The organism is Brevibacterium sp. HMSC24B04 (assembly GCF_001806835.1).
GTDB lineage: Bacteria > Actinomycetota > Actinomycetes > Actinomycetales > Brevibacteriaceae > Brevibacterium > Brevibacterium ravenspurgense.
Genome location: NZ_KV786082.1, coordinates 90,816 through 103,184, shown reverse-complemented (window position 1 = coordinate 103,184; position 12,369 = coordinate 90,816). Strand labels below are relative to the sequence as shown.

11 protein-coding genes are annotated in these 12,369 nt (G+C 64.8%); 6 read left to right on the top strand and 5 right to left on the bottom strand.

Annotation, left to right across the window (positions count from 1 at the left end; all coding sequences use genetic code 11):
• Positions 1–80: 80 nt before the first annotated feature.
• On the bottom strand, positions 81–1,799 hold the full coding sequence (locus HMPREF3092_RS03550; protein WP_070423855.1) for a serine/threonine-protein kinase: 1,719 nt from the start codon (positions 1,797–1,799) through the stop codon (positions 81–83).
• Between the two features lie 128 nt (positions 1,800–1,927).
• On the opposite strand from HMPREF3092_RS03550, the gene HMPREF3092_RS03545 reads away from it, so the two are divergent.
• The gene (locus HMPREF3092_RS03545) at positions 1,928–3,565 is read left to right on the top strand and encodes an alpha,alpha-trehalose-phosphate synthase (UDP-forming) (RefSeq protein WP_256174372.1); all 1,638 of its coding nucleotides are present in this window, start codon (positions 1,928–1,930) and stop codon (positions 3,563–3,565) included.
• Positions 3,562–4,386: a trehalose-phosphatase gene (gene otsB, locus HMPREF3092_RS03540; protein WP_061942084.1), complete on the top strand. Its 825-nt coding sequence runs from the start codon at positions 3,562–3,564 to the stop codon at positions 4,384–4,386. Before HMPREF3092_RS03545 ends, otsB begins: the two co-directional genes overlap by 4 nt.
• A 75-nt stretch (positions 4,387–4,461) precedes the next feature.
• Here the strand turns inward: otsB and HMPREF3092_RS03535 are convergent, their stop codons facing one another.
• Both HMPREF3092_RS03535 and HMPREF3092_RS03530 read right to left on the bottom strand, forming a co-directional pair.
• The gene (locus HMPREF3092_RS03535; protein WP_061942087.1) at positions 4,462–5,466 is read right to left on the bottom strand and encodes a LacI family DNA-binding transcriptional regulator; all 1,005 of its coding nucleotides are present in this window, start codon (positions 5,464–5,466) and stop codon (positions 4,462–4,464) included.
• A gap of 2 nt (positions 5,467–5,468) precedes the next feature.
• On the bottom strand, positions 5,469–6,461 hold the full coding sequence (locus HMPREF3092_RS03530) for a LacI family DNA-binding transcriptional regulator (protein WP_062020569.1): 993 nt from the start codon (positions 6,459–6,461) through the stop codon (positions 5,469–5,471).
• A gap of 177 nt (positions 6,462–6,638) precedes the next feature.
• Here HMPREF3092_RS03530 and HMPREF3092_RS03525 point away from each other — a divergent pair, with 177 nt between their 5' ends.
• Together HMPREF3092_RS03525 and HMPREF3092_RS03520 are read left to right on the top strand one after the other, a co-directional pair.
• Positions 6,639–7,274, top strand: coding sequence for an ABC transporter ATP-binding protein (locus HMPREF3092_RS03525; RefSeq protein WP_176745684.1), 636 nt, complete (start codon positions 6,639–6,641; stop codon positions 7,272–7,274).
• A 68-nt stretch (positions 7,275–7,342) separates the two neighbouring features.
• A complete protein-coding gene (locus HMPREF3092_RS03520) occupies positions 7,343–8,038 on the top strand; it encodes a lipopolysaccharide kinase InaA family protein (protein ID WP_070423853.1) in 696 nt (231 codons plus the stop codon).
• 3 nt (positions 8,039–8,041) lie between these two features.
• Here HMPREF3092_RS03520 and rlmB read toward each other — a convergent pair whose 3' ends face one another.
• Both rlmB and cysS read right to left on the bottom strand, forming a co-directional pair.
• The gene (gene rlmB / locus HMPREF3092_RS03515; RefSeq protein ID WP_061942095.1) at positions 8,042–8,989 is read right to left on the bottom strand and encodes a 23S rRNA (guanosine(2251)-2'-O)-methyltransferase RlmB; all 948 of its coding nucleotides are present in this window, start codon (positions 8,987–8,989) and stop codon (positions 8,042–8,044) included.
• Between the two features lie 2 nt (positions 8,990–8,991).
• Positions 8,992–10,422, bottom strand: a complete 1,431-nt coding sequence (cysS, locus tag HMPREF3092_RS03510; protein WP_070423852.1) for a cysteine--tRNA ligase — start codon at positions 10,420–10,422, stop codon at positions 8,992–8,994.
• 174 nt (positions 10,423–10,596) lie between these two features.
• Between cysS and HMPREF3092_RS03505 the strand changes: the two genes are divergently transcribed.
• Both HMPREF3092_RS03505 and HMPREF3092_RS10950 read left to right on the top strand, forming a co-directional pair.
• Positions 10,597–12,231 carry a sodium-dependent transporter gene (locus HMPREF3092_RS03505; RefSeq protein WP_070423851.1) on the top strand — a complete coding sequence of 545 codons (1,635 nt, stop codon included), beginning with the start codon at positions 10,597–10,599 and terminating at the stop codon, positions 12,229–12,231.
• On the top strand, positions 12,228–12,347 hold the full coding sequence (locus HMPREF3092_RS10950; RefSeq protein WP_083274231.1) for a methionine/alanine import family NSS transporter small subunit: 120 nt from the start codon (positions 12,228–12,230) through the stop codon (positions 12,345–12,347). Before HMPREF3092_RS03505 ends, HMPREF3092_RS10950 begins: the two co-directional genes overlap by 4 nt.
• Positions 12,348–12,369: the final 22 nt, after the last annotated feature.

The window sequence follows — 12,369 nt, the reverse complement described above, 5'->3', positions numbered from 1 at the left end:
GTTGAAGATTTCACAGACAATCCTACTTGTGCCCCGGTCCGCGGACTCACATGCGGTTCGGATAGAACGGCCGCCGCAGACTATGTCAGCTGCGGTATGGAGTCCAGGATCTCCGGCGGCAGCGGCCACAGGTCGAAGCTGTCTGAGGCGAGCACGGCCGACAGGAGGAAAGCCGCAGCCACCAGCAGAACAACACCGATGATGATCCCCGCTGCCCGCGATGATCCCGTGCACCGGTCAAAGGTCAGACGCGTGCCCAAGCGCAGCATCCCCGCACCCGGCCCCAGCCACAGAACGAGCGTGTACACGAACGAGGCGATCAGCAGCTCCACAGTGACCGGCAGCGGGGCACCGCCGAACTGCACAAAATTCAGGTGGGCCAAGATGAATGTCGCAGCACCCGCCATGACGGGCAGGATGGTCGCGAAGACGCTGAGGAACAGCGAACTGAAGAACGCCCCTAGCCCGTGGGACAGGAACCCCCACTTTGCACTGTCAGGCCCTTCGTAGAAGCGCCGCCTGCGCACAATCACGTGCACTTTGCCGAAGGTGCGCGCCAGCACCTGCCACACGTAGGAGACGATCACCATGATCAGCGGTGCGAAAACCGCTGCCGCCATGCCGAGCATGACAGCACCGAAAGTCGGGAGGCGTCCCTTGAGGGACTTCTGCACGGCCGGCTGGGCATAGCCTGCATTCGGATAAGAGGGAGGATGCGCCGGGTACTGCACCGCCTGCTGGGCCACGGGACTGGCGGCGTGGTTCTGCACCATGGGCGCCGGTGAGTGCGGCTGGTACCCGAGCGCTGGGGACGGGTGAAGAGCGGGTGGGCGAGGCGGAGCCGGCTGCTGGGGTGGGTAGGGCCGCTGAGCGGGCCCCAGTGATCCGTGCTGCGGCGGCGCCCACTGGGGTGCCGGCGACTGCGGGTGCGGGTAGACGTTCGTGGGACCCACCGCCGGCGGCTGTACCGCCGTAGGATTTTCCGAGCCCCGCCCAATGGCGGGCATCCGCCCCTCTTCGACGTCGATGAGAGCGCCCAGGAGTTCGTCAGCCGCCGGACGGTTCGCCGGTTTCGGCTGCAGAGCGGCCCGAATGATGGGGACAATGCGCTCGGGGCAGCCCTCCAAGTCAGCGCGGCCGGTCGCCACGCGGGCGATGACCGCGTCAATACCGCCACCGCCGAAGGGATTACGTCCCGTGGCGGCAAACGCCATCGTCGCACCCCAACCCCACCAGTCAGTCGAGGGTGCCGAATCTCCCCCTTCGACCACCTCGGGAGACAGGTAGCCGGGGGTTCCCATGACCAGACCGGTCACGGTGACAGTCACCTCGTCAGCGGCCTGCGCAATGCCGAAGTCGATCACCACCGGTTCTCCGTCGGAGATCATGACATTGGCGGGTTTGAGATCGCGGTGGACAACACCTGCCGCGTGCACGGCTTCCAGCGCATCGATCAGCGCGTGCCCGAAGTGTACGAGCTCAGATTCCGAAAAGGGACCGCCGGAGCGGACGTCCTCAAGCAGGGTCGTGCCGGATACAAACTCCGTGACGATGTACGGATGCTCCGCGTCAAGGTCGGCGTCAATGACAGCCGCGATGCGCGGGTGGGAAATGCGCTGCAGAGTGCGGACTTCGCGGGCCAGGCGCATGCGGGAAGGTTCGTCGTCCGCAATGCTGGGATTGAGCACTTTCACCGCGACGGGACGATTGTGGTCGTCATAGCCCTTGTACACGACGCCCATGCCGCCCGAGCCGAGTTTTTCGCCCAGGCGGTAGCCGCCGACTGTCTGCAGATTCATCACCAACAGGGTAGACGAATTCAGTAGGATGGGCTTTAAGTCCCGGATCTCCGCACAGAACACGCACCGGGCACCCAGGGTCATCCCGCCGGTGCACCGCCACTGTCTGTGGTCGAGTAAGGAGCACAGTGAAACGCCTGTACGCCGCCGATCAACTGCCCACCATCGATCCGCCCGCGGAAGGCCCAGAATTCCTTGTTGTGGCCAACCGACTGCCAATCGACCGCGACGATTCCGGTGACGAACCCGGGTGGAAAACCGCGCCCGGCGGCCTCGTAACGGGGCTCGCACCGGTTGTGCGGAGAGCAAGCGGAGCCTGGATCGGCTGGCCGGGAATCACCGACACCGATGTCGACCCCTTCGAACATGACGGCATGCACCTGGTGCCGGTGCGCTTGAGCTCCGAAGACTTCCAGATGTACTACGAGGGCTTTTCCAACGGCACCCTGTGGCCGCTGTTCCACGACGTCATCGCCCCACCGGCATTCCACCGCACGTGGTGGGACAAATACCTCGAAGTCAACACCCGCTTTGCCATCCGCACGGCAGAAACCGCTGGCAAGAACGCAACCGTGTGGGTGCACGACTACCAGCTGTTCCTGGTTCCCCAGCTGCTGCGGTCCATGCGTCCGGACGTCAGCATCGGATTCTTCCTGCACATCCCGTTCCCGCCGGTGGAGCTCTACAGCCAGCTGCCGTGGCGCTCCGAGATTCTGCGCGGAGTCCAGGGTGCAGACCTCATCGGCTTCCAGCGGCCCACCGATGCCGCGAACTTCCGCCGCTGCGTGCGCAAGCACTCAGGCTTCATCACCAAGGGCGACGACATCACCGTCACGGCCGACCCCGACTTGGGTACCGACGAGCACATCACGCGGGCCGCCCACTACCCCATTTCCGTCGACACCGATGCACTCATCGAACTGGCGGACACCCCCGCGATTCAGGCCCGGGCGCAGGAAATCCGCCGCGAACTGGGCAATCCGGACATCGTGATCCTCGGCACCGACCGCATGGACTACACCAAGGGTCTGCGCCACCGTCTGAAAGCGGTTCACGAACTTCTGCGCGAAGGGCGGCTGGACAAGGACAAGGTCACGTTCGTGCAGATCGCCACCCCCAGCCGCGAAAGACTGGACCACTACAAGCAGATCCGCACGGAGGTCGAACTGGCCGTCGGCCACACCAATGGCGAGTTCTCAGGCCTGCACAACCAGGTCATCCACTACTTCCACTACTCGTTCCCACGGGACGAAATGACGGCCTTCTACCTGGCGGCAGATGTCATGCTCGTCACCCCGCTGCGCGACGGCATGAACCTCGTGGCGAAAGAGTACACGGCCTGCCGCACCGATGATTCCGGCGCGCTTGTGCTCTCAGAGTTCGCAGGTGCTGCCGACCAGCTGACCCAGGCCGTGCTCATCAACCCCCACGACATCACCGAACTGAAGAACGGCATCATGCGCGCCGTCGGCATGGAGGTGCGTGAACAGCGTCGCCGCATGCGGCCCATGCGCAGACGCCTGAAAGACGAAACCGTGCACACGTGGGCCCGCAGTTTCCTGTCCGACCTCGCCTGGATCGCAGGAGCCGAACCCGTTCCGCTGGAAACCGCGGCCATCAGCCTCGACGCGGTACGCGCCGGCCTGGACGGGACCGAGGTGCCGGGCGAGGTGGCGAGCCAGGGTCAGGCGGCAGACTCGTCAGAGGCGCCGGGACAGGTGCCTGGCGAGGTGCCGGGACAGAACAGCGGCGGAACCGCACCATGAGCGAACTGCGCGACGCCCTGTCGCAGGCGGCCCAAGCGAAGCTGCTGCTGGTTGCACTCGACTTCGACGGCGTCATGGCACCGCTGGTGGACAACCCCTATGAATCGCGCGCCCTGCCGGAATCCCTCAGCGCAGTCGACTTTCTGGACCGGCTGCCGCGCACGTGGACGGCGTTCATCACAGGCCGCAACCTCGACAACCTGCGCTCCGTTGTCACTCCCCCGCGCAGCACTCTGCTGTACGGGGCACACGGGGCCGAGGTTTCTGTCCCCGATGCCGCCGACGTTCCCGATGCTGCCGTGCCGGGAAGCGGGGACGATCTTTCGACGCGCGAACTGCGGGTGCTCGACGTCATCGACACGGCACACGAAGAACTCGATACGCACCTCAATCACACGGGAATCTCCGGCATGTGGCTTGAGCGCAAACCGCTGGGCCGGGCGTTCCACACCCGCGAAGTCGAACCCGAAGGCGCCGAAATCGTCCGCAGGGCACTCGACGAACTTTCCGCTGAACTCGACGACGTGCGGATTGTCCACGGTCACGACATCGTCGAATTCAGCGTGCGCAGCACAACCAAGGGCGACGCCATCGACCAGCTGATGCAGACCACACGCGCCGACGCCGCCATCTACATGGGCGACGACACAACAGACGAAGACGCCTTCCGGCACCTCAACCGCTACCCCGGCGGGCTGACCGTCAAAGTGGGGCCCGGCCAGACCGAGGCCCGGTTCCGTGCGGAAGACCCGCGCGAAGTGTCCCGCGCGCTCGCCCACTTGGCGAGCGCCCGAGAGCGCGAGGTGTCCCGGGAAGCCTGACGGCACCTCGGGAGCAGTGAGGAGCGTGGCCTGCGGAGGCCAGCACAGTCAGCGCCGGGAGGCCGGCCAGTAGAGTCAGCGGCGGGCCAGGGGTGCATCCGAACTGCGCAGCACGAGCTCTGGTTCGACCCAGTAGGCCGGCAGCGGATCCACTGGCCCTGCCATGAGCCGCTCGATTTCGCGTACGCCAGTGCTGGCCAGCTGCTCCCAGTCGAACGTGACCTGCGAAATGGGCGGGCTGAAAACATCTGCGTCCGGGACATCGCCGACAGCCAGGAACGAAAGATCGTCCGGCACCCGCAGACGCAGACGCTGAGCCGCCTGGAGGAAGCCCACCGTGAGGTCCGGGGATGCGCTGATGACAGCGGTGCAGCTGGTGTCGAGCAGCTGTTGGGCCGCCTGCGCTCCAGCCAGCACGCCGGGGTCGGACACGACGACGGGTGCTTGATCGCGGGTGCCGGTGATGAACAGCAAGTCCGCCATCGTGGTCCGAAAAGCACTCACGCGGGAGTTCTTCGCGGAGTCCTCCGGCACCGCCAGGCCGATCCTCGTGTGCCCCAGCTGCACCAAGTGGCGCACCGCAGTCTCAATGCCGACGGAAGAATCCATGATGATCTGTGCAAAGCCCGTGTGCCGGGCGTGCGAGATGCGCAGCATGGGAAGTTCCGTACCCGCCAGCTTCTGGGCTTCGCTCGAAGCGGGTCCGCCGCCGACGACGATCACACCGTCCACGCCGACGGCGGAAAGGAGTTCGTAGGTCGGCGGAAGGCCCGGGTCCGTGACCGCCTGCACGGCAACGTGGCCGACCGCGAAAATGCGCTTGGTCAGCTCTTCTATCAGTGTGGTGAACGGTTCGATGTCCGGCCCGATCGGGGCTGCTGTCACGACTGCTATCCGCTTGACGTCAGGGGCAGCGGGCACTTTCACACCGAGGGTGCGCAGCGCGATGTCCACCGCACGCCGGGTCTTCGGCGCCACCGCAGAAGACCCGCGCAGGGCGCGTGATGCCGTGGCCTGGGAAATGCCGGCAGCCGTGGCGATCTGCTGCAGGGAAACACCGGACAGTTCGTACTGGGACACGCTCACCTCCTGACCGCCGCTGTCGAGGCGCGGGCCAGCAGCCGGGGACGGAAGTTCGGCGGAACCGCCACCGGCGGGTTGCCGTCCAGAATGTGCAGGGCGGCTGTGGCGAGCGCTTCAGCCAGGCTCTCGGTGTCATAGGAAAGGACAGTTGCAGGCGGATTGGTGAACCGCATGGTCGACGAATCACCGATCCCGATGACCGAAAGGTCCCGCGGCACACTCAGGCGACGACGGCGCATGGATTCAAACACGCCGTACATCTGCAGGGCGCTCTGCGTTATGACCGCGGTGCAGGCAGCATCACGCAGGATTGATGCGGCTTCAACACCGCCGGCGAAGGTCTTCGGGACGGCCGCAATCCAATCATCGAGGTTTGGCGCGATGGCTGCCGCCGGGTGGAGCGCACCGAAGTTCTCCTTGAGGATCTCTGCGAGCTCCCCAACGTCCTTGCACACCAGGCCGATACGGCGATGCCCAAGGTCATACAGGTGATCGAATGCCAGCTTCATACCCGCGCGCAAGTCGATTTCGGCGGCGATATCGTCGCGCCCGACCATCATGCCGTCCGTGCGGACAGCAGTGCTTCGCCTGCCGGACTCAGAAAACCGCACGACCGGCACATCAACATCGAGTTCCGTGAAGGTTGGGGTGATGATGACAGCCGCACCGGCATCCAGGCAGGCGCGCAGTTCCCGCCCCTCAGCATCGAGATACGGGGTCATGACAGCATGCCCCGCACGCTGCAGGTGAGCGATCGCAGCACGGGCAACATCCGTCTGCCAGTGTTCGGGGTTCTCCGGCAGACTCACCGCGGCAAACTGGCCCGCGGCCGCACCGAGCAGTGTGGAGCGCTGATAGCCGACCTCATCAACCGCGCTCATCACCTTCGCCCGCGTTGCCTCCGCGACGGCGTCACGACCGCCGAGCACGCGCGAGACCGTCGAAACCGAAACTCCCGCACGCTCAGCAACGTCTTTCAGCCGAACACCCATACGGCGAAGTCTACGGCAGGCTGAGAACTCCATGGCAGGCTCACAGACGCCCTCATGTGCGGTAATGTTGTCTCCGTTCAACGCTCCCCAACGGTTTTTCGCCACGCTGTTCAATGACGAAAGGCATCAATGGCACGGGTCGTCCTCACAGGCCTCACACACCGGTATCCGTCGACTGTGACAACAACAATCGACAATCTCAGCCTTGATGTGCCGGACGGCGAACTGCTCGTTGTGCTCGGCGGCACCGGATCGGGCAAAACCACGCTTCTGCGGCTGATCAACGGAATGGAAACGCCGACGGCCGGCACGATCACCTTCGATGGCGAAGACGTCACAAAGCTGCCGGCACACCAGCGCCACGTGGTCATGGCCTTTGAGAACTACGCCCTCTACCCGCACATGACAGTCGCCGAGAACATGGCCTTCGCACTGCTGCTGTACGGCGAAACGCAGGAAGGCGCCAGGGAGCGCGTGCACGCCGTCGCCAAGCGCATGGGTCTGGAAAACCTGCTGGACGCCACCCCGGACGAACTGACCGGCACCCAGCGCCACACTGTCTCGATGGCACGCGCAGCCGTGCGCAGGCCGGCAGTGTTCCTCCTGGATGAACCGCTGAACCGCCTGCCCGAAGACACCCGCGAAGAGACCACCGCGGCATTGGCTGACCTGCAGCGCACAATCGGCATCACGTCGATCGTCGCCACCCGCGACGTTCCTTTGGCGCTCAGCATCGCCGACAGAATCGCCGTGCTCGAAAGGGGCAGAATCACCCGGCTCGGTACGCCCGACGAGCTGCGCGACTCCCTGTGACGAGCGGGTGGGACGCGGCAGCGGGCGTGCGGCAGGCGCGCTCAGCGCCTGAGCCAGGCCCGGCGGGCGTGCCGGCTGCACAGATCACCGCTGTTGACGCTGATTTGCGCGAGCACCTAACGTCCCTGCCGTGGGACAGACCCCTGGCCGAATGGGGTGGTGTGCAGCTCGGCCCGCTTGGGTTGTCGCGCAACACCGTCCGAACCGTAGACTGCGCGCAGCCTGGCGCGCTGGTCATCAAGGAAATGGACGAAGATGGCGCCGGTGACGAATACCGCCTGCTGCACGCACTGCGGGATGCACGATTACCGGCGGTTTGCCCACTGGGGGTCGTCACCGGCCGAACCACGGCAGCTTCAGGGGCGCTCATCACCCGACGGCTGACACCCGCCGCTCGCTACGACGAGATCCTGCGGGACGGGCCCCGCTCCCAAGCCGCACACAGCGCGGTCGAGGCTTTTGCCGAACTTCTGGCCCGCCTTCACCGGGCCGGGTTCTTCTGGGGCGATGCTGCACTGTCCAACACGCTGTTCTCACCCAGCAGCGACGGGTACACCGCGTGGCTGGTCGATGCTGAAACCGGCGAGCTTCACCCAAGCCTGTCCGAGGGCCAGAAAACGCACGATCTTGAACTGGCGCGCCTGAACATGGCGGGCGAGCTGTTCAACACCGCTCACTCCACTGACGAGGCGGATCTCGCCTCCGTGCGCAAACTCGACTCCCGTTTGGTGGAGGCGTACCGCTCCCTCACGGGAGCGGACTGAGGCTCAGGCGCCGGGTTCGGCGGGAGCGCTGCGCAGACCGCGCGTGCGCGCAATTTCATACAACGACACCGCGGCTGCAACACCCGCGTTGAGCGATTCGGTTGCTCCCGCCATGGGGATCGACACGATCTGGTCGCAGGTTTCGCGAATAAGCCGCGACAGACCCTTTCCTTCCGAACCGACAACCAGACACACCGGTTCGGTGCCCAAAGAGAGCTCCGGAAGATCCACATCGCCGTCCATGTCGAGGCCAAGCACGAACACGCCCTGCTTCTTAAGCTCGGTGAGTTCGCGGGCCAGGTTGACCACCTGGGCCACCCGGATGCGGGCGGCTGCGCCGGCCGAGGTCTTCCACGCCCCGGCGTTCATGGCGGCGGAACGGCGTTCGGGGATGATCACACCGTGACCGCCGAAAGCTGCGGCAGAGCGGATGATGGCCCCGAGGTTGCGAGCATCGGTGATGCCGTCGAGGGCCACCAGCAGCGGCTTCTGCACTTCCGCGGCAGCCGCGTCCAGCAGGTCCTTCGGGGTTGCGTACTCGTACGGTGGCAGGACAAGGGCGAGGCCCTGGTGGACCGCCCTGTCGGTCATGCGGTCAAGCTCATCGCGGCTTGCCTCCAACAGCGGAACTCCGCGGTCAGCGGCAATTGCGATCGCATCGCGCACCCGGTCGTCAGAATCGGCGCCGCGCACAATGTAGAGCGCTTTCGCCGGCACACCTTCGCGCAGGGCTTCGAGCACCGAGTTGCGGCCAGCCACAGTGTCAACACCCTGTTCACCCTTGAAGCGACGAGAGTTCTGCTTGCCCTGCTGGCGGCGCTGCCGTTCGAGCTTCTCCTTGTGCGCCTTGTGGTAAACGCGGTCTTCGGCCTTCGGCGTGGGGCCCTTGCCCTCCAGCCGACGCCGCCCGTGACCGCCCGTGCCCTTGCGCGGGCCCTTTGCCTTTGCCATGTTCAGTCCCTTACGTGGTAGCGGTAGCCATCGGCGGTGTCTTCGACGACGATGCCGGCTGCTGCCAGCTGGTCGCGGATCGCATCGGCCACAGCCCAGTCCTTGTCGGCGCGCGCCTGAGCGCGCGTGCGTACGAGTTCGTCGACCAGCTGGTCAAGAGCGTGCGCGGTCGCCGAGGATTCCCCACCCTGCGCCCAGGTGGCAGAACTCGGGTTGATGCCGAGGATGTCGAGCATGAGCTCAACCGAAGTCAGCACTCGGGCAAGTTCACCTCGGTCCCCACCCTCAAGCAGGCGGAAGCCGGTGCCCACCTGGTCGAACACGACGGCCAAGGCCTTCGGGATGCCGAGGTCGGCATCCATGGCCTGTGCGAAGGATTCCGGCACCGTTATCGAGGTGTCGCGGAACGTCGGCACTGCCGGAGCCTCATCTCCGAGTTCCTGGCGGGCTCGGGAAATGAAGTTGCGGATCCGCTCAAGGGCCGGAGCCTGGCCTTCGACCAGCTCTTCCGAGAACTCCAGCACGGAACGGTAGTGCGCCGTGGACAGGAAGTACCGCACCAGAAGTGCGGAGTGATCGTCGAAAAGGTCGTGGGCGAAAATCGAGTTGCCCAGTGACTTCGACATCTTGTCCCCGCCCACATTGAGCAGACCGGAGTGCATCCAGATGCGGGCAAAGCCGTCGCCGGCCGCGGTCGACTGAGCGAGTTCGTTTTCGTGGTGGGGGAAGCGCAGATCCAGGCCGCCGCCGTGAATGTCGAATTCGCCCCCCAGGTATTTGGTCGACATCGCGGAGCACTCGATGTGCCAGCCCGGCCGGCCGCGACCCCACGGGGTGGGCCAGCTGGCGGTCAGCGGGTCGCCGTCCTTGTGTCCCTTCCACAGGGCGAAGTCGCGCGGGTCCCGCTTGCCGCGCACCTCGGCGTCGGTTTCGGCCATGTCGTCCAAGCTCTGGTGCGTCAGCGCACCGTACTGTGGCCAGGACCGGGCGTCGAAGTACACGTCGCCGCTGCCGTCTTCCGCCGCGTAGGCATGGCCGGCATCGATGAGTCTGCCGATCAGTTCGACCATTTCGGTGATGTGGCCGGTGGCACGGGGCTCATAGGACGGGGGCAGCACGCCGATCCGGTCGTAGGCGGCAGTGAACACCTGCTCGTACTTATAGGCGTGAGCAAACCACGGGCGGCCCTCTTCGACGGACTTCTGCAGGATCTTGTCGTCGATGTCGGTCACATTGCGCACCAGCAGAACATCAAGTCCCCTGTGGGTCAACCAGCGGCGAAGCTGGTCGAACACGACCGCCGAGCGCATGTGGCCGATGTGGGGCGCGCCCTGAACGGTCGCACCGCACACGTAGATCCCCACCTTGCCGTCACAGACGGGAACGAGGGGTTCGAGGGTGCGGGACTTGGTGTTATACAGCTGAATTGTCACGGCTGACAGTCTAGCCGCCCCCTGCGGCCAGTGCCCCGCCAGGAAGCCATCGCGTACGCGCTCCTGCGAATCACAAACTGACAACAGTCTGGACGCGCACTGGGAAAACTATGACATTCGTCACGAATTCGTCTACAGTTTCCTCAACATCGCATCAAAACAAAGGTGTTTTATATGTCTACTCAAGCACCCCCTCAGGGTGAAAAGCGGCAGGTTTTCGTCAGCCGCAGCGCTTTCATCTTTGCCGCGGTCGGCTCTGCAGTCGGCCTGGGCAACATCTGGCGTTTCCCCTATGTCGCCTACGAGAGCGGCGGCGGAGCGTTCATCCTCCCCTACCTCATCGCTCTGCTTACGGCGGGTATCCCACTGCTGTTCCTGGACTACGCAATCGGCCACCGGTTCCGGTCTTCGGCCCCGCTGGCCTTCCGGTCGATGAACCGGGCGGCTGAACCCATCGGCTGGATCCAGGTCGGCATCGCCACCGTCATCGCCATCTACTACTCGGCAATCATCGCCTGGGCGGCCAGCTACGCCTGGTTCTCCCTGTCGAAGGCATGGGGCGACGATCCCGAGGGCTTCCTCTTCGGTTCGTACCTGCAGCTGGATGACGGCGGTCTGCCGACCGCGGATATCGTGCCCGCAGTTCTCGGCCCGCTCATCGGCGTGTGGGTCATTACGCTCGTCATCCTCTTCCTGGGCGTGCAGGGCGGTATCGCCCGCTTCTCGAAGGTCTTCATTCCGCTGCTCATCGTCCTGTTCGTGGGGCTCGTCATCCGAGCCCTCACGCTGGACGGAGCCATGACCGGCCTCGACGCCCTGTTCAAGCCGGACTTCAGTCAGATCGCCAAGCCCAGCGTGTGGATCGCCGCCTACGGTCAGATCTTCTTCTCGCTGTCTGTTGCCTTCGGCATCATGCTGACCTACGCGTCCTACCTGAAGAAGCGCACCAACCTCACCGGCTCCGGCCTGGTCGTCGGTCTGTCGAACTCCGCGTTCGAAATCCTCGCGGGCCTCGGCGTGTTCGCCGCACTGGGCTTCATGGCCACTGCTGCTGGCACCGAGGTGAGCGAAGTGGCTGCCGGCGGTGTCGGCCTGGCATTCGTGGTGTTCCCGCTGATCATCTCCGAAATGCCCTTCGGTGAGATCTTCGGTGTGCTGTTCTTCGTCAGCCTGATCTTCGCGGGTCTGTCCTCGCTGATCTCGCTGGTGCAGGTGCCGATCGCAGCTGTTTCGGACAAGCTCGGCATCTCGCAGCGGAAGTCGACCGGATTCGTCGGCGGCGGCATGGCGCTTCTCGCGGTGGTCGGCTTCTCCACCACCTCGGGCCTCATCACACTGGACACGATTGACTACTTCGTCAACAACATCGGAATCGTCGGCATTGCCATCATCGCGGTCATCACGGTCGCCTGGGTTCTGCGCCGCCTGCCGTTCCTGCGCGACCACCTCAACGTGGTCTCAACGTTCAAGCTCGGCAAGGTCTGGATGGCGTTCGTCGGAGTCATCACCCCGATAGTCCTGGTCGTCATGCTCGTTCAGGTCATTATCACAACCATCAAGGAAGGCTACGAAGGCTATCCGCAGATCACGCTGAACCTGCTCGGCTGGGGCGTCCTCGGGCTCATCCTGGTGGTGTCGATTCTCCTGTCGATCACACCGTGGCCGCGCAAGAGCCTCGAAAAGGTTGAACGAGCACAGGCTGAGTTCGAACAGCAGCTCAGCTCCCCGGCCGCCGCCCCACATGCGACCACTGAACCGCAGGCCGCGCCGGAAGCCACACCGCACAACGAGAACGGAGTTACGCCATGAGCGCATCCGCAGTCATCATGATGCTCATCGCCATCATCACCGTCTGGGGCGGTCTCGGAGCCGCAATCCTGCACCTCAGGGCGCACCCTGACGAGGCGGCCGGCGACATCGACTGATCCGTCGCCACCCGCTGACTGA

Bases quoted from the DNA above. Each gene is read 5' to 3' on its own strand.
- HMPREF3092_RS03550 (WP_070423855.1), bottom strand. From the start codon at position 1,799: ATGAATCTGCAGACAGTCGGCGGCTACCGCCTGGGCGAAAAACTCGGC.
- HMPREF3092_RS10950 (WP_083274231.1), top strand. From the start codon at position 12,228: ATGAGCGCATCCGCAGTCATCATGATGCTCATCGCCATCATCACCGTC.
- otsB (WP_061942084.1), top strand. From the start codon at position 3,562: ATGAGCGAACTGCGCGACGCCCTGTCGCAGGCGGCCCAAGCGAAGCTG.
- rlmB (WP_061942095.1), bottom strand. From the start codon at position 8,989: ATGGCAAAGGCAAAGGGCCCGCGCAAGGGCACGGGCGGTCACGGGCGG.
- HMPREF3092_RS03505 (WP_070423851.1), top strand. From the start codon at position 10,597: ATGTCTACTCAAGCACCCCCTCAGGGTGAAAAGCGGCAGGTTTTCGTC.
- HMPREF3092_RS03530 (WP_062020569.1), bottom strand. From the start codon at position 6,461: ATGGGTGTTCGGCTGAAAGACGTTGCTGAGCGTGCGGGAGTTTCGGTT.